Below are 19,164 nucleotides of genomic sequence, written 5' to 3' on the forward strand. Positions count from 1 at the left end.
GCCGGGTGGCGGCAAGTTCCGGCGCCCTGCGCAGGCGGTCGCGCCGGACCGCTCGACGCGGCGCCACTCTACCGGCGGGCGCGCATTCGCCGACGCTGCGTCAAGGGGTGCAGACTCGATCTCGACAGGGCATCGGCGATCTGCAAGAGATACGTATGCTTGAGACTCTGGCCGCCCTAGCCTTTGCCCACGTGGTGGCCGACTACCTGCTCCAGACCCGTTGGATCGTGGAGAACAAGCGGGGGGCCGGCTTCGCGATACACATCGCGATCGTCTTCGCCGCGGCCGTCGCCTGCCTAGGCCAGGTGTCATGGATCGTCTTGTGGATCACGGCCGCGCATCTCGCGATTGACGCCACGAAAACCCTTCTGCTGCCCGATCGCCTGTGGAGCTATCTCGCCGACCAGGCGGCGCATTTCCTGTCCGTCGCGCTTTTGGCCGCGCTGTTTCCGCTCTCGTGGGAGACCGGCGTCTGGGGCGGCGTCGCGCCTGCCTGGGTGCCTGTCCTGATGGCAGCGGCAACCGGCTTCGTCTTCGCGACGCGCGCGGGGCAGTTCGCCATCGGCCTGTTCCTGCGCGAGGCGCTGCCATCGGCCACGTCGCAGCCCCTCGCCCCCTCGGCGGCGACGATCGGGCTTCTGGAGCGCGCGATCATCGTGCTTCTGGTGCTGGCGGGCGCGCCCTGGGCGGTCGTCCTGCTGATCGCGGCGAAGGCTGTCTGGCAGTTCGCGATCCCCGCGCAGGGCAAGGCCGCGCGCGAGCAGGTCATCACGGGCAGCGTGGCGAGCTTCGCATGGGGCATCGCCGTCGCGCTTGTGACGCAGGTGATGGTTACCTCGATCGATCAGGCAGGCATCCAAGGTCCTTGAGATCGCCCGAGCGCGCCCATACATTGCCACCTGAACCAACGGAGGCCCCATGTTCGGCATTCCAGGCAAGCAAGCCGTCACCCTGACGCCCGCCGCATCGGCCCAGATCTCGAAGCTCATGGCCAGGGGCGAGACCCAGGGTCTGCGCATCGGCGTGAAGAAGGGCGGCTGCGCGGGCATGGAATACACCATGGATTACGTCAGCGACGTCGATCCCCACGACGAGGTGGTCGAACAGGACGGCGCGCGGGTGATGATCGCCCCGATGGCGCAGATGTTCCTGTTCGGCACCGAGATCGACTACGAGGTTTCGCTGCTGGAGGCGGGGTTCAAGTTCCGCAATCCCAACGTCAGCGACGCCTGCGGCTGCGGCGAGTCGATCAAGTTCAAGGACGTCGAGGAGCTGGAGGCCGAGCGGGCCGCGCGCGACTGACGCGGGCGCTTCCGCGGGGACCTGCTCGCGGCCGGACGGCCTCGGCGCGGCAAGGCGGCCTCGCCGGCTTGAGCTGTGCCGTCTTTTGCGGTTCACGCGACGACGAGGGCCTGCATCAGGCCGGGTTGCTCGGGCCCTTGTTCGATCCACGCAACGCGCGCCACCCGACGCGGTATTGCATCCTCAGGACCGCGGGGCTTGGCAAGGCGCGGGATTCGCGCCACAGAGCGCGCATGTTCCAACGCTTCTCCTTCGCGCTCCACGGCACCTCCGGCAAGGCCCGGACCGGCGTCATTTCGACACCGCGCGGCGAGATCCGAACGCCCGCTTTCATGCCCGTGGGCACCGCCGCCACCGTCAAGGCGATGCTGCCCGAAAGCGTCGCGGCGACGGGCGCGGACATCCTTCTGGGCAACACCTATCACCTGATGCTGCGTCCCACCGCCGAACGGATCGCGCGGCTGGGCGGGCTGCACCGGTTCATGAACTGGGACAGGCCGATCCTGACCGATTCGGGCGGTTTCCAGGTGATGAGCCTCGCCGACCTGCGCAAGCTTACGGAAGAGGGGGTCACGTTCCGCTCCCATATCGACGGCTCGCGGCACACGCTGACGCCCGAACGCTCGATGGAGATCCAGAAGCTTCTGGGCTCGGACATCGTGATGTGTTTCGACGAATGCCCCGCGCTGCCCGCGGCCGACGAGGAAGTGGCGCGCGCGATGCGGCTTTCGATGCGGTGGGCCGAACGCTCGAAGGAGGCGTTCGGCGACCGGCCGGGACATGCGCTGTTCGGCATCCAGCAGGGCGGCGTCACGCGCGAACTGCGCGAGGAAAGCGCGCAGAAGCTGCGCGAGATCGGCTTCGACGGATACGCGGTCGGCGGCCTTGCCGTGGGCGAGGGGCAGGAGGCGATGTTCGGCGTCCTCGACCATGCGCCCGACATGCTGCCCGCGGACAGGCCGCGCTACCTGATGGGCGTGGGCAAGCCCGACGACATCGTGGGCGCGGTGAAGCGCGGGATCGACATGATGGACTGCGTGCTGCCCTCGCGCTCGGGGCGCACGGGGCAGGCCTTCACCCGCCACGGCGTCGTCAACATCAAGAACGCCCGTCACGCCGACGATCCCCGTCCCCTCGACGAGGCCTGCACCTGTCCCGCCTGCCGCGGCTACAGCCGCGCCTATCTCCACCACGTCTTCCGGTCGGGAGAGATCATCGCTTCGATGCTGATGACGTGGCACAACCTGCACTACTATCAGGAAATCATGGCAGCCATGCGCGAGGCCATCGCCGCGGACCGCTTCCCGGCGTGGGAGGCGGCGTTCCACGCCGCACGGGCCGAGGGCGACATTCCGCCCCTCTAGCCAGTCGGACGCACACGGGCACCCGCACGGGCCCGACCACGGGGACTTGCACGGCCATGGGCGCGGGGGAACCGCGGGGGCGGGGCGGACATTGGTCCGTCGATCCCATCCGAAGCGGAGGTCCCGATGGCCAGACACCTCATGCCCCTCGTCCCGATCGCGGTCGCGCTTGGCCTCCAGCCCCTCGCGGCGCAGGAAAGGGCCGGGGAGGCCGATCCCGGCGCCTTCGCCTTCTTCGATCCGCAGGGCGGAATGCAGCTTGCCGAGGGTGCCTGCGGCGAGGGATCGGCGGAATGGCTCAACACGACGATGATGGACCTCGACGGGACCTGGACGATGGAGGTCGGGCCGCCCCAGGACGGCGCCGCGCCGCTGGCCGGGGCGGGTTCCGACGTTGTGGTGATCAGCGCCTCGGCCGGGGATCGCAGCATCGCCCTCGGGGGCGCGGCCTTCGCGGCCGAGGTTCCGCTTCGGGCGTGGCAGGGCGGGGACATCCCTTTCGCCGAGCTGCCGGGCGGCCTCGACCTTACGTCTTCCGGCGCGACCGCGGCGCTTGGCTGCGCCTTCGACCGGCTGCCCCGCCTGACGGCGCGCGGCGTGCTGTCGGCCGAGAATGGCGCCGCGCCCTTCGTGCTCGCGGTCGCGGTCCCGAACGCGCGCAGCCTCTTGGGCGTGCTTCGCACGGGCGAGGGCGAGGGCGCGCGCACGCGCCTCGTGCGGATCCTTCGCTGAGGCTCGGAAGCCTGAGTGAACACCTGGCATACTTGGGCGAAAGGCCTGCTGCTGTCCGCACCAGAGGACCCGCCGGTGGCACGTGAAAACCCGGCGGGTCCGCCGGGCGGGAACAGGGGTTTTCCCGACCGGATCTGGAAATGGCCCGGCGGCCGAGGGACGGGATGCAAGAATCGCGTTCAGGCGGACCGAAGCCCCAACTCGCCGGCGAAATTGCCGGCCCCCTTCCTCGCTCGCGCCCTACCCACCCTTTGGTCGCCACCGGGACAGCGGACATATTGCGCAACGCGGACGGGACGGCATTGATTTCGGTCAAGCGCCCCCGCGCTTCGCTGTTAATGCCTGTGGAGAAGCCTGCCGTGGCGCGCGTCGGCGCGGACCGGCCAGATTGGCATTGTCCCATGGCGGTTGTGACGGCACACTGCGCACAAGATCGAGGCCTGTGACAGCAGCGCTTGAAACCGCCCCCGGCGTGCACCAGATTCCAGTATCCTGACCGGGGAGGGCCAGGAGGCCGCCGCCGAGCCGGGGCCGAAAACACCGCAAGACACGGTGGGCCCTTCTGCCATAAATCGAGGAAGGCAAGATGCCCGAGCAAACCGCAACATATCCCGTCCTGCCGCTGCGCGACATCGTGGTGTTCCCCCACATGATCGTGCCGCTCTTCGTCGGCCGCGAGAAATCCGTCCGCGCGCTCGAGGAGGTGATGCAGGACGACAAGCAGATCCTGCTTTCGAGCCAGATCGACCCCTCCGTCGACGATCCCGCACCCGACGGGATCTACCGCTCGGGCGTGCTGGCCAACGTCCTCCAGCTCCTGAAGCTGCCCGACGGCACCGTGAAGGTGCTGGTGGAGGGCCGCGTGCGCGTGCGCATAGAGGAATTCACCGCGACCGACGAGTATTTCGAGGCGCGCGCCGTCGAGCTTGCCGAGGACGAGGGCGACCCGGCCTCCGTGGCCGCGCTCACGCGGTCGGTCGCCGAGGAGTTCGAGAAATACGCCAAGGTGAAGAAGAACATCCCCGAGGACGCACTGACCAGCGTGTCCGAGACGACCGATCCGGCCAAGCTGGCCGACCTCGTCTCGGGGCATCTCGGCATCGAGGTGGCGCAAAAGCAGGACCTGCTGGAGACGCTGACCGTCGCCGAACGGCTTGAGAAGGTCTATGGCCTGATGCAGGGCGAGATGTCGGTCCTGCAGGTCGAGAAGAAGATCAAGACCCGCGTGAAATCGCAGATGGAGCGGACGCAGCGCGAATATTACCTCAACGAACAGATGAAGGCGATCCAGCGCGAGCTGGGCGATGGCGACGAAAGCGGCGAGATCGCCGAACTGGAGGAGCGTATCGCGGCCACCAAGCTGTCGAAGGAGGCGCGCGACAAGGCCGAGGCCGAGCTCAAGAAGCTCAAGTCGATGTCCCCGATGTCGGCGGAGGCCACCGTCGTGCGCAACTACCTCGACTGGATCCTGTCGATCCCGTGGGGCGTGAAGTCGCGCACCCGCAAGGACCTCGGCCGCGCCCAGAAGGTGCTGGACGACGACCATTACGGCCTCGAGAAGGTCAAGGAGCGGATCGTCGAATACCTCGCGGTGCAGCAGCGTTCCAAGAAGCTGAAGGGGCCGATCCTGTGCCTCGTCGGCCCTCCCGGCGTGGGCAAGACCTCGCTCGGCAAGTCGGTGGCGAAGGCCACGGGCCGCGAGTTCATCCGTATCTCGCTGGGCGGCGTGCGTGACGAAAGCGAGATCCGCGGCCACCGCCGGACCTACATCGGCTCCATGCCCGGCAAGATCATCCAGGCGCTGAAGAAGGCCAAGACCACGAATCCGCTCATCTTGCTCGACGAGATCGACAAGATGGGACAGGACTTCCGTGGCGATCCGGCCTCGGCGATGCTCGAGGTTCTCGACCCCGAGCAGAACTCGACCTTCTCGGATCACTACCTCGAGGTGGAATACGACCTCTCGAACGTGATGTTCATCACCACGGCGAACTCCTACAACATGCCGGGTCCGCTTCTGGACCGGATGGAGATCATCCCGCTCGCCGGCTACACCGAGGACGAGAAGCTCGAGATCGCCAAGCGGCACCTGCTTCCCAAGCAGGTCAAGAACCACGGCCTGAAGGCGAAGGAATTCCACCTGACCGACGCGGCGCTGCTCGACGTGATCCGCTACTACACCCGCGAGGCGGGCGTGCGGAACCTCGAGCGCGAGCTGGCGCGGATCGCGCGGAAGGCCCTGACCCGGATCCTCAAGAACGAGACGGCGACCGTCGAGGTCACGCCGGACAACCTCGAGGAGATGCTGGGCGTCCGCCGGTTCAAGTACGGACTGGCCGAGAAGGAGGACCAGATCGGCGTCGTCACCGGCCTGGCATGGACGTCGGTGGGGGGCGACCTTCTGTCGATCGAGGCGCTGCGCCTGCCGGGCAAGGGCCGGATGAAGACGACCGGGACGCTGGGCGACGTGATGAAGGAGTCGATCGACGCCGCCGCGTCCTACGTCCGCTCGATCGCGCCGCGCATCGGGGTCAAGCCGCCGAGCCTCGATCACTGGGACATCCACGTCCACGTGCCCGAGGGCGCGACGCCCAAGGATGGGCCGAGCGCGGGCATCGCCATGGTCACGTCGATCGTGTCGGTCCTGTCGCAGATCCCCGTGCGCAAGGACATCGCCATGACCGGCGAGGTCACTCTGCGCGGCAACGTGCTTCCCATCGGTGGCCTGAAGGAGAAGCTTCTGGCGGCGCTTAGGGGCGGCATCACCACCGTCCTGATCCCGCAGGACAACGAGAAGGATCTTCCCGAGATCCCCGACAACGTGAAGGAGGGGCTGACCATCATCCCCGTGAGCCACGTTCGCGAGGTCCTGGAACACGCCCTTGTCCGCAAGCCCGAGGCGATCGAATGGGACGAGGAGGCCGAGGCGGCCGCCGCGACCCGCCGCCGCCTCGAGGGCGGGAGCGAGGCCGCGACGGCCCACTGACGCGGGCCTGAAGCCGATGAAAAAAGCCCGCCGCGAGCGATCGCGGCGGGCTTCTTCTTGGCGGGCTGCAGAAGCCGCCTGCGGTCTTGGGCCTCGCGGGCGGCTCGCGCGCGCCGGTCTCAGCCGTGCGTGACGGCGAGCGAGAAGATCAGGAACAGGACGGGGACGAGGATCCCGCCGTTGCTGGTTGCGGTGTCCTCGATCACGACGGCGGGTGGAACCATCGGTTCGGCCATTCCGCCGGCATGGGCTGCGCCCGATGCCAGTGCGAGGCTCAGGGCGGAAGCGGCGACAAGACGTTTCATTGGGTGCTCCTGGCAGCTGGAGTGGTTGATGTGGACGCGCCTCTCGAGGGTGCGGCGTCGTGCCGATTACGCGGACGGGGACAGCCCTGCACAAGCCCTCGGCGGATTTCTGCCGGCGCCGAGTCACCGAAATGCCACGAGCCTTCCCGCTTGCGCGTCGAAAGGGGCAGGGCGCGGGGCGGTGCGCGCCCCCGGCTGGAGCCGCGACGCAGGCGACCGTGACGGGGATCGGTGGGGCCCATCCGCGCGTCCGGTCCCCCATCGCGGGGCCCTGCGCGGCCGCGCGGGGCAGGGCGCGCGATCGGCGGGATTGCCCTCTTGCGGAGGGTCGGCAGGATGGCTAAACCGCGTCCACCCGGCGGGTGATTAGCTCAGTGGTAGAGCGCTTCGTTCACATCGAAGATGTCGGGGGTTCAAATCCCTCATCACCCACCACCTTCCCCCTTTGCTTCGCACGCCTTCCCCGCACGGGCCCGCAGGCGTCACCTGCAGGCCGGACGCCGCCCTGCACCGTGGGATCGCCCCCTTCGCGCTATGGACTTTCGCACCGCGACCATGTCCAAACTCGCAGGACGCCCAAGGCTGGAGACGACGGGGATGGACGACGACGCCGTGGTGGCCACGCTGATGCGCTGCCTTCGGGAGGGCGAGCGCATCGCCCCCCTGACGGCGGGTCCTGGCGGCCTCGGGATGGCGCGGGCCTATCGCATCGCCGCCCGCGTCGCCGCGCTTCGCGAACGCGACGGCGAGCGACCCGTGGGCCGCAAGATCGGCTTCACCAACCGCACGATCTGGGACGAATACAATGTCTCGGCAACGATCGTGGGCCCGATGTATCACACCACGGTGCGCCCGCTGGATGGCCGCGCGGTGGCGATCCCGGGGCTGGCCGAGCCGCGGATCGAGCCCGAGATCGCGTTCCGGCTTGCCGCGCCGCCCGAGCCCGGAATGGACGCGCACGAGCTGCTCGGCTGCGTGTCGGGGATCTGCGCGGGGTTCGAGCTGGTGCAATCGATCTTCCCCGGCTGGGTCTTCGGGGCCGCCGACACGGTCGCGGCCTTCGGCCTGCACGGCGCTTTCCTGCACGGCCCGATCGTCGAGCTTCCGGCCACGGGGCGTGCCGACTGGATCGCGCGGCTGGCGGAGTTCCGCACGACGCTCCGGCGCGATGGCCAGGTCGTCGATCGGGGCGATGCGCGGAACGTTCTGGGGGGCGGACCGGTGGCGGCGCTGGCCCATCTTGCCCGCCTCGTGGCCGAGACAGCCGACGCCGCGCCGCTCGCCGCGGGCGAGCTGGTGACGACCGGCACGCTGACCCGCGCCCTGCCGGTGTCTCCGGGCGAGACCTGGCGCGCGAGCTTCGACGGCCTGCCGCTCGATCCGATCGAAGTGGGGCTGAGCTAGCATGACGGGACTTCTTCCGGCCTTCGGCCTTCTTCTGGGCTGCCAGCTGATCGGCGAGGTGGCGGCGCGCGGCGCGGGCCTGCCGGTGCCGGGCCCGGTGCTGGGCCTTGCGCTCCTGATCCTCGCGTTGCGGCTGAGGCCCGCGCTGGCCGGAACGCTGCGGCCGACGGTGGGGGTGATCCTCGCCAACCTGTCGCTCATGTTCGTGCCTGCGGGTGTCGGCGTGATCGGCAACCTCGAGGTCCTTTCGGACGACTGGTTCGCATTGCTCGTCATCCTGACGGTCTCCACCGTGCTGGCGATGCTGGCGGCGGTGGGCACCTTCATCGGCGTGCGCCGCCTGACCGAAAGGACGCGGCCATGACCGGCGTCGCCGAGCTTTGGAGCTACCTGTCCACCACGCCGCTTCTGTGGCTGACGGCGACCGTGCTGGCCTACCTTGCCGCGGACGCGGCGGCGCGCAGGCTGGGCAATCCGCCATGGGCCAACCCGGTGCTGATGTCCGTCCTGCTGATCGCGCCCGTCCTGTGGGTCACGGGCACGGACTATGCGACCTATTTCGAGGGCGCGCAGTTCATCCATTTCCTGCTCGGCCCCGCGACGGTGGCGCTTGCGGTGCCGCTTTGGGACAACCTCGACACCATCCGCCGCTCGGTTGCGCCCATCGTGCTGGCGCTTCTGGCCGGGTCCGTCGTCGCGGCGGGATCGGCGCTTTTGCTGGCGCGGGCCTTCTCGCTGCCGCCCGAGGTGATCCTGTCGCTCGGTCCGAAATCGACGACGGCCCCCGTCGCGCTCGGGATCTCCGAGGCGGTGGGCGGCATTCCGACCCTGACGGCCGTCCTCGTGATCCTGACCGGCATCATCGGCGCGGTGACGGTGACGCCGCTGATGACGATGCTGCGCATCACCGACTGGCGCGCGCGCGGCTTCGCGGTGGGCGTGGCCGCCCACGGCATCGGCACGGCGCGGGCGTTCCAGGTCAATCCCGTGGCCGGGGCCTATGCCGGGATCGCGCTGGCGCTGAACGCGCTTCTGACCAGCCTGATCGTGCCCGTGCTCGTGCGCTGGATGCTGTAGGCGCGCGCCTACCGCGCCAGCCAGCCGCCATCGACCGGCAGGACCGCACCGTGTATCGCCGACGCGCCGTCGCCGCACAGGAACGCCACGGGCCCAGCGATCTCTTCGGGCCGCAGCCAGCGCCCGGCCGGGACCCGGTCGAGGATCGCGGCCTCGCGCGCCGGGTCGTCCTGCAGCGCCGAAGTGTTGTCGGTCGCGACATAGCCCGGCGCGACGGCGTTCACGTTGACGCCGCGCGCCGCCCACTCGTTGGCGAGCGCGCGCGTGAGATTGGCGATGGCCGCCTTCGCCGCCGCGTAGCCCGGCACGAGGATCCCGCCCTGGAAGCTCAGGACGGAGGCCACGTTCACGATCTTCCCATCGCCGCACGCGGCCATCTTCGCGCCAAGGGCCCGGCACAGCATGAAGGGCGCGTCGAGGTTCACGGCCATCACGGCGTCCCAGTCCGACATGGCGTGCTCGGCGGCGGGCGCGCGCCGGATGATCCCCGCGTTGTTCACGAGGATGTCGATGCGCCGTCGGTCGAGACCGCGCAGGAGGCCCGCGATCGCATCTCGGTCCGACAGGTCGCAGTTGCGCGCCTCGATGCCGCCGGGGGGCGCGTCCTCGATCCGCGTGCCGACGCCGATCACCTCCGCGCCCGCGTGGCGAAGCGCCGTGGCGATGGCCGCCCCGATGCCGCGGCTCGCCCCCGTGACGAGCGCGGTGCGCCCCGACAGATCGCTCACAGGTCGGTCAGCGTGCCAAGCGCGCGCTCGGCTGTGAAGGCCACGGTCTCGGACAGGGTGGGGTGGGCGTGGATCGTCAGGCCGATGTCCTGAAGCGTGGCCCCCATCTCGATCGCCAGGGTCACCTCGCCGATCAGCTCGCCGGCGTTGCGCCCGACGATCGCGCAGCCAAGGATGCGCCCGGTCTCGGGATCGTGGACCAGCTTGGTCACGCCGTCGCCGCCGCCCGATGCGAGGTTCCGCCCGCTCGCGGCCCAGGGGAAGCTCGCGACCTTGACGCGCCGCCCCTCGGCCCGGGCCTGCGCCTGCGTCAGGCCGATCCAGGCAAGTTCGGGGTTGGTGTAGGCGACGGAGGGGATCAGGACCGTGCCGAGCGCGGCGCGGTGCCCCGCGGCGACCTCTGCCGCGACGTGACCCTGGTGCGTCGCGCGGTGGGCCAGCATCGGATTGCCGGTGACGTCGCCGATGGCGAAGATGTGCGCCACCTCGGTGCGGCCCGCGTCGTCGGCCGCGATCTCTCCGCGGTCGCTGACGCTGAGCCCAGCGGCCTCGGCGCCGATGCGGTCGCCATTGGCGCGCCGGCCGACCGACTGGATCACCGCGTCGGCCTTGAGCTGCCCCTCGAAGGCGCCAGCGCAGGCGAGGGTGAGGGCGGCCTTCGTGGCCTTGACCTCGGTCACGCGCGTCTCGGTGTGGATCGTGACGCCGTCCGCCTCCAGCGCCGCGCGCAGGATCGCGACGGCCTCGGCGTCAGCGCCGGGCGCGATCTGGTCGGCCAGCTCGACCACCGTGACCTGCGCGCCGAGCGCGCCGTAGATCGTCGCCATTTCCAGCCCGATGATCCCGCCCCCCACGATCGCGAGGCGTTTGGGGATCTCGCGCAGCTCGAGCGCCGCGGCGCTGTCCCAGATGCGCGGATCCTCGGGCCAGCCCGGCAGGCGCACGGGCGAGGAGCCGACGGCGATCACCGCCTTGTCGAAGGCGATCTCGGTGCCGTCCACATCGACGGTGTTCGGGCCGGTGAAGGTGGCGGTGCCGCGAAGGGTCGTGACCTTGCGCCGCCCGGCGAGGCCCGTCAGGCCGCCCGTCAGCTGACCCACGATGCCGTCCTTGCGCGCGCGAAGCCGTTCTAGGTCGATCCTCGGCGCGCCGAAGCCGATGCCCCAGTCGTCCATGTGGCGCGCCTCGCGGATCACCTCGGCGGCGTGCAGAAGCGCCTTCGAGGGGATGCAGCCCTCGTTCAGGCAGACGCCGCCAAGGGTGGCGCGGGCATCGACCAGCGTCACCTTCTGCCCAAGATCGGCGGCGCGAAAGGCGCAGGCATAGCCGCCGGGGCCCGCTCCGATGACAAGAAGCTCCGTGTGATCTCCCATGCCGCGCCTCAGACCAGCATGGTGCGCGGGTCGGAGATCAGCGCGGCGTATCGCGACAGGAAGCGCGCGGCGTCCGCCCCGTTGATGACCCGATGATCGTAGGACAGGTCCAGCGGCACCATCGGCACGGGGCGCGGCGTGTCGCCGTCCCAGACGGTCACGGTCTCGGTCCGCGTGATGCCGAGGATCGCGACCTCGGGCGGGTTCACGATGGGGCTGAAGGCGGTGCCGCCGATGCCGCCGAGGTTGGTGATCGTCATCGACGCGCCGCCCATCTCGTCGGGGCCGATCTTTCGTGCCTGCGCGCGGGCGGCGAGGTCGGCGATCTCGGCCGCGATGGCCCATAGCCCCTTGCGGTCCGCGTCCCGGATGACGGGAACCATCAGCCCGTGCTCGGTGTCCACGGCGATGCCGATATGGACGAAGTCCTTGAGGATCAGCGTCGCGCCATCCGCCGAGAGCGACGCGTTGAACCTGGGAAACGCCCTCAGCGCGCGGGCGAGCGCCGCGACGTGGAAGGCCAGCGCCGTGAGCTTCACGCCGCGCGCCTGCGCCTCGGACTTCCACGCCGTCCGCAACGCCTCGATGGCCGAGACGTCGGCGCGGTCGTGGTGCGTCACCGCCGGGATCAGGGCCTGCGCGGCCGCGAGGTTCCTTGCGGCGACCTGCGCGAAACGGCTCATCGGTTCTTCGGTGACGGGGCCGTATTGCGCGTGGTCCACCTGCCAGTAGGAGGTGTCGCCGGTGGCGGCGGCGGGTGCGGACCCGCCGTCGAGGTCCTCGGGGCCGATCGTCGTGCGCCCGAGCTTTCTGGCGAGCGCGTCGAGATCGACGCCCTTTTCCAGCGCGAGACGCCGGGTGGAGGGGCTGGCTGCGATGTCGCTCATGTCCGCCCCCTCACCAATCGGCCGAGATGTACTGGGTTTCCATGAACTCCAGCATTCCCTCGTGGCCGCCCTCGCGGCCGAGGCCGGACTGCTTGGTGCCTCCGAAGGGTGCGGCGGGGTCCGAGACGAGACCCCGGTTCAGGCCGACCATGCCATAGTCGAGGCGCTCGCAGACCTGCATGGCGCGCTTGAAGTCCGCGCTGAAGACGTAGGCGACGAGGCCGTATTCGGTGTCGTTGGCGCGACGGATCGCGTCCTCCTCGTCCGAGAAGGTCTGGATCGCGGCCACCGGTCCGAAGATCTCGTCATGCACGCAGTCCGCGCTTTCGGGGACGTTCGACAGGACGGTCGGCGGATAGAAGAAGCCCGGCCCGTTCGGCACCGTGCCGCCGCATTCCAGCTTCGCGCCCTTGGCGAGCGCGTCCGAGACGAATTCGGCCACCTTGTCGCGCGTGTCGGCGTTGACCAGCGGGCCCACGTCCACCGAGGGGTCGGTGCCGTCGCCCACCTTCAGCGCCGACATGCGCTCGGCGAGGCGGGAGGTGAAGGTCTCGGCGATGCTGTCATGGACGTAGATGCGGTTCGCCGCCGTGCAGGCCTCGCCGAGGTTGCGCATCTTCGCCAGCATCGTGCCTTCGATCGCGGTGTCCATGTCGGCGTCCTTCAGGACCAGCACGGGCGCGTTGCCGCCAAGCTCCATCGCGGGCTTGAGGACCTGGTCGGCGGCGGATTTCAGAAGCTTGCGCCCCACGCCGGTGGAGCCTGTGAAGCTGACCACGCGCACGCGCGGGTCGTGCAGCATGTGATCGACCAGCGCGCCGGTCTTCTTCGAGGGCAAGACGTTGACGAGGCCCTTGGGCACGCCCGCCTCTTCGAGAAGGGGCATCAGAGCCAGCATCGTCAGCGGCGTCTCGGAGGCGGGCTTAATGATGACGCCGCAGCCCGCGGCGAGCGCCGGCGCGATCTTCCGCGTGCCCATCGCGGCGGGATAGTTCCATGGCGTGATCAGGACGGCGAGGCCGGCGGGCTTGTGCTGCACCACGATGCGCGCGCCGCTGGAGGGCGCGTGGGTGATCAGGCCGTCGGCGCGGACCGCCTCCTCGGCGAACCAGCGGAAGAACTCTGCGGCGTAGGTCGCCTCGCCCTTCGCGTCGGTGCCCGCCTTGCCGTTCTCCAGCGTGATCAGGTTGGCGAAATGGTCGAGCCGCGCGGTCATCAGCTCCCACGCCTTGCGCAGCACCTCGGAGCGTTCGCGCGGCTTGCGCGCGGCCCAGTCGGCCATCGCCCGCTCGGCGGCATCGAGCGCGGCGTCGGCGTCTGCGATGTCGGCCGAGGCGACGGAGGCCAGGACCTCCTCGGTGGCGGGGTTGATGACGTCGAAGCGCTCGGATCCCTTGACCCAGGCGCCGTCGATGTAAAGGTCGGTGTAGTCCATCGGGGTCACTCCGTTGATCAGAGCAGGTGGCGGAGCGGTTGCTCCATCCGGCCCGCGAATTCGGTGAGAAGGCGGATAGCCGCCCCAGCATCGAGGTGCGATGCGGCACATTCAAGCGTGACGGCGAGGCCCGCCCCATCGTCGGTGATGGTCAGGACGGGGGTCGCCTCGGCGCCCATCGACACCGTGGAGACGGGGGTGCCGCGCAGGTCGCGCACGACGAGCGAGGGCGTGTCCTCGGCCTCGGCCCTGGTGACGGAGGACAGGACCCGGCCGGGCGGAACGGCGAAGCCGCGCGAGACGCCGAAACGCTCGACGGCCACCGTGACCGGACCCTCGGTCCCGAGGCTCGCCCCGGCAAGGCCCGCAAGCACCGCGTCGGGACCGACGCCCTGCGCCTCGGCGGCCCAGGCCGTGAAGGCCGCGAGACCGTCCGCGGCACACGTCGCCGTCACGCGGCGGGGCACCTGGGTCGCCGCCTGGGTGGGGGCCGCGGCCGGCATGGCGCGCAGCACCTCGAGATCCGCGACGTGGAACGGCTGCGGGTGGCCGGCCTCGGCCAGCCTGCCGAGATCGAGGCCCTGTTCCATCGCGAGCCGCCGCGCCTTGGGCGAGGCGAGGATGCGGCCGCCGGCAGGGGCCGGTGCGGCCTTCGCAGGGCTCGCCGTCTTGGGCGGCGCGGCCTTCCGCTCGGCTGCGGGTTCGGTGGCCGCGGGTTCGGTGGCAGCGGGGGCGGGGGCGGCGGGCGCCGCCTTGCCGTTCTTGACCGAACGCGCCACCAGCGCATCGGGCCGCGCGTCGGAGATGATGGCGACGGGGTCGCCCACCGGCACCTCCTCGCCCGCCTCGGCGAGCGTGGCGGCGAGGAAGCCGTTGCGGCCCGCCTCGACCTCCATGACGCTCTTGTCGGTCTCGACCTCGAAGAGCACGTCATCCGCCGCGACCTCGTCGCCCGGCGCCTTCAGCCAGTTGACCAGGAGCCCGGTGTCCTGCGCCATGCCGAGCTGCGGCATCGTGACGGAATGGCCCTCGGGCAGTCCGCCACCGGTTTCGGCCGCGGCCTCGGAGGGCGCCGTGCCGGGGGCGGGCCCGCCGTCGTCTTCGGCGCTGTCGGAGATGCGCGCGATGACCTGGCCCACGGGCACGTCCTCGCCCTCGCCATAGGACACCCCCACGAGAAAGCCGTCGGCGGGGCTTTCCACTTCCATCACGGCCTTGTCGGTTTCCACCTCGAACAGCGCATCCCCGCGAGAGACCGCATCGCCCGGGCTTTTCAGCCAGGACACGATCTTGCCTGCGTCCTGCGCCATGCCGAGCTGGGGCATGGTCACGTCATGCGGCATGGATCAACTCCCCGGCGCAGAGCTTGCGGGCGTTCTCGACGACGGCTTCGGGCGTGGGCACCGTAAGGTCCTCGAGCGCGGGGCTGAAGGGCACGGGCACGTCCATCGCGCCCATCCGCAGGACCGGCGCATCGAGGTGGTAGAAGGCCTTTTCGTTCAGCCGCGAGGCGATCTCGGCGGTGACGCCATAGCTCTGGTGGCCCTCGTCGATGACGATGGCGCGCGAGGTCTTCTTCACGCTGTCGAGCAGCGTCTTCTCGTCGAGCGGCACGATCGTGCGGGGGTCGATCACCTCGGCGTCGATGCCCTCCTTCTCGAGGATCGCCGCCGCCTTCTCGGCCACCTGCACCATCGAGGACGTGGCGATCAGCGTGATGTCGCGGCCTTCGCGCTTCACGTTGGCGACGCCGAAGGGGATCAGGTATTCCTCTTCGGGCACCGGCGCCTTGTCCTGGTACATCAGCTTGTCCTCGAAGATCACGACCGGGTTGTTGTCCCGGATCGCGGTCTTCATCAGGCCCTTCGCCTCGTAGGCCGAGGATGGCAGAGCCACCTTCAGCCCGGGGATATGCGCCACCAGCGCCTGCAGCGACTGCGAGTGTTGCGCGGCCGAGCGGCGGGTCGCGCCGAGGTTGGTGCGCAGGACCATCGGCACCGTCAGCTTGCCGCCCGACATGTAATGCTGCTTGGCGGCCTGATTGCAGAGCTGGTCCATCACCAGGTAGATGAAATCCCCGAACATCAGGTCGACGACCGGCCGCGCGCCGGTCATCGCCGCGCCCACGGCCAGGCCAACGAAGCCCGGCTCGGAAATGGGCGTGTCGAGCACGCGGTCGGTGCCGAACTCCTCGACGAGGCCCGACAGGACCTTGAAGGGCGTTCCGGCCTCGGCGACGTCCTCGCCGAGGATGAAGACCGTGGGGTCGCGCCGCATTTCCTCGGCAAGCGCCTCGTTCACGGCCTGGGACAGTGTGATCTCTCGCATCTCGTCTCTCCTCAGTCCGCGTAAACGTGCATGTCGACCTCGTTGGCCGGCGGGTAGGGCGCCTTTTCGGCGTAGGCCACGGCGTCGGCCGCGTCCTTCTCGATCTCGGCGTTCATGGCCTCGATCTCCTCCTCGGTCGCGATGCCCTCGGACACGAGCCAGCCCCGGAAGCGGACGATCGGGTCGCGATTGTCCTTCCAGTCCTTCTCCTCGGCCTTGGAGCGGTAGTATTCGCGGTTGATGTCGCCGACGTGGTGGCCGTGGTAGCGGTAGGTCATCAGTTCGATGAAGAACGGGCCTTCGCCCTTCCGCGCGCGCGACACCAGCTTCTGGGTCAGCTCGTTCACCGCCAGCACGTCCTGCCCGTCGACCTGGTGGCTTTCGATGCCGAAGGCCTCGGCCCGCGCCATGATCGAGCCCGCCGCGATCTCCTCGGTTTTGGTATATTCGGAATATCCGTTGTTCTCGCAGGCGTAGATCACCGGCAGCTTCCATAGGGCGGCCATGTTCATGACCTCGTACCAAAGGCCCTGCGCCGTCGCGCCGTCGCCGAAGAAGCAGACGGTGACGTCGTCCTTGCCCTGAAGCTTCGCCCTCAGCGCCGATCCCGTAGCGATCCCCATGGACCCGCCCACGATGGCGTTCGCGCCGAGGTTGCCGTGGCTCTGGTCGGCGATGTGCATCGAGCCGCCCTTGCCGCGGCAATAGCCTTCGGCCTTTCCCAGAAGCTCGCAGAACATCGCCTTGAACTCCGCGCCCTTGGCCACGCAATGGCCGTGGCCGCGGTGGGTGGAGGTGATGCGGTCGTCGTCGGTCAGCGCCTCGCAGATGCCCACGGCCACCGCTTCCTCGCCGGAATACATGTGCGTGAGCCCCGGCATCTTGGCCGAGAGATAGAGCTGGTTGGCGTTGTCCTCGAAGGTGCGGATGCGGACCATCTGGCGGTACATCCGCAGGTAGTCCTCGGTGTTTGTCTTGGCTTTGGCCATGATGGTCCTCGCAGGAACGGCACCCCGGCCCCGGCCGCCCGCGACGCGCGCGGGGCCGGGACCGGTGCTGCCGATCTCAGTAACGGTTGGCGATCGGGAGTTCTTCGGCGGGGAAGAGGCTGATGACCTCGCACCCTGTCTCGGTCACGACGACCTCCTCCTCGATCCGCGCGGCGGAATAGCCGTCGGTGGCGGGGCAGTAGGTCTCGAGCGCGAAGACCATGCCGGTCTTGATCTCCATCGGGTGATCGAGCGAGATCGCCCGGCTGATGATCGGCCGCTCGTGCAGCGCGAGGCCTAGGCCGTGGCCGAACTGGAGCCCGAAGGCCGCGTCCTCGTTCGGGAAGCCGAGCGATTCCGCCGTCGGCCAGACTTCCGCCACCTTGTCGGTGGTGACGCCGGGCTTGATCATGGCGATCGAGGCGTCGATCCATTCCCGCGCCTTGACGTAGGCGTCGTTCTGCGCGGGCGTCGCGCGGCCAACGTTGAACGTGCGGTAGTAGCAGGTCCGGTAGCCCTGGTAGCTCTGCAGGATGTCGAAGAAGGCCTGGTCGCCGGGGCGGATCAGCCTGTCGGTGAAGTTGTGCGGATGCGGGTTGCACCGCTCGCCCGAGATGGCGTTGATCGCCTCCACGTCGTCGGATCCCATCTCGTAGAGGAGCTTGTTGGACAAGGCGACGATGTCGCTTTCGCGGACGCCCGGCTTCAGCTCCTCGTAGATCATGTGGTAGACGCCATCGACCATCGCCGCCGCCTGCGTCAGAAGCTGGATCTCGTCCCAGTTCTTGATCTCGCGGGCCGCAAGCATGATCTGCTGGCCGTCCACGACGTTGATGCCTTCTTCCTTGAGGGCGTGGAACATCGCCGTCTCGGCATAGTCGACGCCGACGGGCATGTCGGCCATGCCCGCCTCCTTGATGAGGCGCGCGATCTCCTTGGCGTATTTCTGCATGAGGCCGAATTCCGGCGGGATCGTCCCGCGCATCCCCACCACGCCGGCGAGGCAGTGGTCGGGCTCCAGCCAGTCGGAGTGACGCTTGTGGTGCATGGCGGCCGACCCGAAGTCCCACACGTAGGGGCTGTCGTCACCGGTCAGCAGGCAGAAGCGGCACATCTTGTCCCGTTCCCACTCGCCGATCTTGGTGGCCGAGACGTAGCGGATGTTGTTCACGTCGAACAGCAGCAGCGTGCCCGCGTTCGACGCCTGCAGCGCCTGCCGGGTGCGGGCGAGGCGATAGCGGCGCAGGCGGTCGTGGTCGATCCTGCGTTCGAAGTCGACCGAGGTGTGGCCCCACGCGGGCAGGCGCTCGCGCCATTCCCAGTTGGGGTCGAGGTCCTGCGGGGTGAGCATGTTCGGCATCAGGGCGCGAGACATCGTGAACTCCTTTCGGGTGCGCATTGGCGCGCCCATTGTTGTCGAGAAATCAGGGGGAAGCGGGTTACTTCGTCACCCAGCCGCCATCGATGGAGATCATCTGACCGGTCATGTAGTCGCTGTCGTCCGAGGCAAGGAACGACGCTGTTCCGATGATGTCCTTGGGGTAGGAGACACGCTTGATGACGAGGTTGTTCTCCACGATGTCGTCGTAGGCCTGCCCCTCGCGCTCCTTGAAGCCGATCTCGACGAGGTCCTTGTCGAGCTGTTCCCAGAGCGGTGTCACCACGACGCCCGGCGCATAGCCGTTCACGGTGATGTTGTGCTCGGCCAGTCCCAGCGCGCCACATTCGGTCAGCGCGAGACAGCCATACTTGGACGTGCAGTAAACCGTGACGTCCACCAGTGGCTTGCGGCTGGCGATGGAGCCCACGTTGATCAGCTTGTAGGGCTTTTCCTGCGGGCCCTGGGCGATCATCTGCTTGGCCGTCTCCTGCATGCCGAGCCACATCGCCTTGGTGTTGACGTTCATGATCATGTCCCAGTTGTCTTCATCGATATCCATAAAGAACCGGGGCTTGTTCAGACCCGCGTTGAAGACGCCCACGTTGATCGAGCCGAAGGCGTCGACGGTCGCGGCGACCGCGTTGGCGTTGTCCTCGCGCTTGGTGACGTCCATGCGGACGGCGATCGCCTTGCCGTTGCCGGCGGCGTTGATGCGGTCCGCGACCTGCTGCGCCGCGCCCTCGTCGAGGTCGCCGAGCGTCACGTTGGCGCCCTGGGCCGCGAAGGCCTCGGCGTTTGCGGCGCCCATGCCGCGCGCGGCGCCGGTGATCAGGATGTTCTTACCCTTGAGGCGATTGGGGTCCATGTCTTCCT

At 69.0% G+C, this 19,164-nt stretch carries 18 protein-coding genes and 1 tRNA gene; 9 read left to right on the plus strand and 10 right to left on the minus strand.

The features are described 5' to 3' along the window. The first annotated feature begins 155 nt into the window (after nt 1–155). The 5 genes from P6F26_RS12110 (at nt 156) to lon (ending at nt 6,384) form a co-directional block, all read left to right on the plus strand. Nucleotides 156–869 carry a DUF3307 domain-containing protein gene (locus tag P6F26_RS12110; protein WP_278028956.1) on the plus strand — a complete coding sequence of 238 codons (714 nt, stop codon included), beginning with the start codon at nt 156–158 and terminating at the stop codon, nt 867–869. Nucleotides 870–918: 49 nt separating this feature from the next. Further along, nucleotides 919–1,302 (plus strand): HesB/IscA family protein, encoded by a 384-nt coding sequence (locus P6F26_RS12115; protein WP_278028957.1) that lies wholly within the window; start codon nt 919–921, stop codon nt 1,300–1,302. Nucleotides 1,303–1,535: 233 nt separating this feature from the next. Then, nucleotides 1,536–2,666 (plus strand): tRNA guanosine(34) transglycosylase Tgt, encoded by a 1,131-nt coding sequence (tgt, locus tag P6F26_RS12120; RefSeq protein WP_278028958.1) that lies wholly within the window; start codon nt 1,536–1,538, stop codon nt 2,664–2,666. Between the two features lie 126 nt (nt 2,667–2,792). Further along, entirely contained in the window at nt 2,793–3,398 is a 606-nt protein-coding gene (locus P6F26_RS12125; RefSeq protein ID WP_278028959.1) for a hypothetical protein, read from the plus strand. A 586-nt stretch (nt 3,399–3,984) separates the two neighbouring features. Beyond that, entirely contained in the window at nt 3,985–6,384 is a 2,400-nt protein-coding gene (gene lon, locus P6F26_RS12130; RefSeq protein ID WP_278028960.1) for an endopeptidase La, read from the plus strand. Nucleotides 6,385–6,503: 119 nt separating this feature from the next. On the opposite strand, the gene P6F26_RS12135 is transcribed toward lon, so the two are convergent. After that, nucleotides 6,504–6,689 carry a hypothetical protein gene (locus P6F26_RS12135; protein ID WP_278028961.1) on the minus strand — a complete coding sequence of 62 codons (186 nt, stop codon included), beginning with the start codon at nt 6,687–6,689 and terminating at the stop codon, nt 6,504–6,506. Between the two features lie 360 nt (nt 6,690–7,049). Between P6F26_RS12135 and P6F26_RS12140 the strand changes: the two genes are divergently transcribed. The 4 genes from P6F26_RS12140 to P6F26_RS12155 all read left to right on the plus strand — a co-directional run bounded on the left by P6F26_RS12140 (nt 7,050) and on the right by P6F26_RS12155 (nt 9,170). Continuing rightward, nucleotides 7,050–7,124 (plus strand) — tRNA-Val (locus P6F26_RS12140). 120 nt (nt 7,125–7,244) lie between these two features. Beyond that, the gene (locus P6F26_RS12145; protein WP_278028962.1) at nt 7,245–8,093 is read left to right on the plus strand and encodes a 2-keto-4-pentenoate hydratase; all 849 of its coding nucleotides are present in this window, start codon (nt 7,245–7,247) and stop codon (nt 8,091–8,093) included. A gap of 1 nt (nt 8,094) precedes the next feature. Next, a complete protein-coding gene (locus tag P6F26_RS12150; RefSeq protein ID WP_278028963.1) occupies nt 8,095–8,457 on the plus strand; it encodes a CidA/LrgA family protein in 363 nt (120 codons plus the stop codon). Next, entirely contained in the window at nt 8,454–9,170 is a 717-nt protein-coding gene (locus P6F26_RS12155; protein ID WP_278028964.1) for an LrgB family protein, read from the plus strand. Before P6F26_RS12150 ends, P6F26_RS12155 begins: the two co-directional genes overlap by 4 nt. An 8-nt stretch (nt 9,171–9,178) precedes the next feature. Here the strand turns inward: P6F26_RS12155 and P6F26_RS12160 are convergent, their stop codons facing one another. The 9 genes from P6F26_RS12160 to P6F26_RS12200 all read right to left on the minus strand — a co-directional run bounded on the left by P6F26_RS12160 (nt 9,179) and on the right by P6F26_RS12200 (nt 19,156). Next, nucleotides 9,179–9,898 carry an SDR family oxidoreductase gene (locus P6F26_RS12160; RefSeq protein ID WP_278028965.1) on the minus strand — a complete coding sequence of 240 codons (720 nt, stop codon included), beginning with the start codon at nt 9,896–9,898 and terminating at the stop codon, nt 9,179–9,181. Continuing rightward, entirely contained in the window at nt 9,895–11,271 is a 1,377-nt protein-coding gene (gene lpdA / locus P6F26_RS12165) for a dihydrolipoyl dehydrogenase (protein WP_278028966.1), read from the minus strand. Before lpdA ends, P6F26_RS12160 begins: the two co-directional genes overlap by 4 nt. A gap of 8 nt (nt 11,272–11,279) precedes the next feature. Beyond that, entirely contained in the window at nt 11,280–12,158 is an 879-nt protein-coding gene (locus P6F26_RS12170) for a 2-oxo acid dehydrogenase subunit E2 (protein ID WP_278028967.1), read from the minus strand. Between the two features lie 10 nt (nt 12,159–12,168). After that, the gene (locus P6F26_RS12175; protein ID WP_278028968.1) at nt 12,169–13,593 is read right to left on the minus strand and encodes an NAD-dependent succinate-semialdehyde dehydrogenase; all 1,425 of its coding nucleotides are present in this window, start codon (nt 13,591–13,593) and stop codon (nt 12,169–12,171) included. 17 nt (nt 13,594–13,610) lie between these two features. Beyond that, nucleotides 13,611–14,936, minus strand: a complete 1,326-nt coding sequence (locus P6F26_RS12180) for a biotin/lipoyl-containing protein (protein WP_278028969.1) — start codon at nt 14,934–14,936, stop codon at nt 13,611–13,613. Next, nucleotides 14,926–15,921 carry an alpha-ketoacid dehydrogenase subunit beta gene (locus tag P6F26_RS12185; RefSeq protein ID WP_278028970.1) on the minus strand — a complete coding sequence of 332 codons (996 nt, stop codon included), beginning with the start codon at nt 15,919–15,921 and terminating at the stop codon, nt 14,926–14,928. The genes P6F26_RS12180 and P6F26_RS12185 overlap by 11 nt, the downstream gene beginning before the upstream one ends. 11 nt (nt 15,922–15,932) lie before the next feature. After that, the gene (locus tag P6F26_RS12190) at nt 15,933–16,910 is read right to left on the minus strand and encodes a thiamine pyrophosphate-dependent dehydrogenase E1 component subunit alpha (protein WP_278028971.1); all 978 of its coding nucleotides are present in this window, start codon (nt 16,908–16,910) and stop codon (nt 15,933–15,935) included. A 76-nt stretch (nt 16,911–16,986) separates the two neighbouring features. Next, nucleotides 16,987–18,285, minus strand: coding sequence for a M24 family metallopeptidase (locus P6F26_RS12195; protein ID WP_278028972.1), 1,299 nt, complete (start codon nt 18,283–18,285; stop codon nt 16,987–16,989). 64 nt (nt 18,286–18,349) lie between these two features. Next, the gene (locus P6F26_RS12200; RefSeq protein ID WP_278028973.1) at nt 18,350–19,156 is read right to left on the minus strand and encodes an SDR family NAD(P)-dependent oxidoreductase; all 807 of its coding nucleotides are present in this window, start codon (nt 19,154–19,156) and stop codon (nt 18,350–18,352) included. Nucleotides 19,157–19,164: the final 8 nt, after the last annotated feature.

The sequence above is a fragment of the Roseicyclus salinarum genome, from assembly GCF_029624655.1.
In the GTDB taxonomy this organism is placed as follows: Bacteria; Pseudomonadota; Alphaproteobacteria; order Rhodobacterales; family Rhodobacteraceae; genus Roseibacterium; species Roseibacterium salinarum.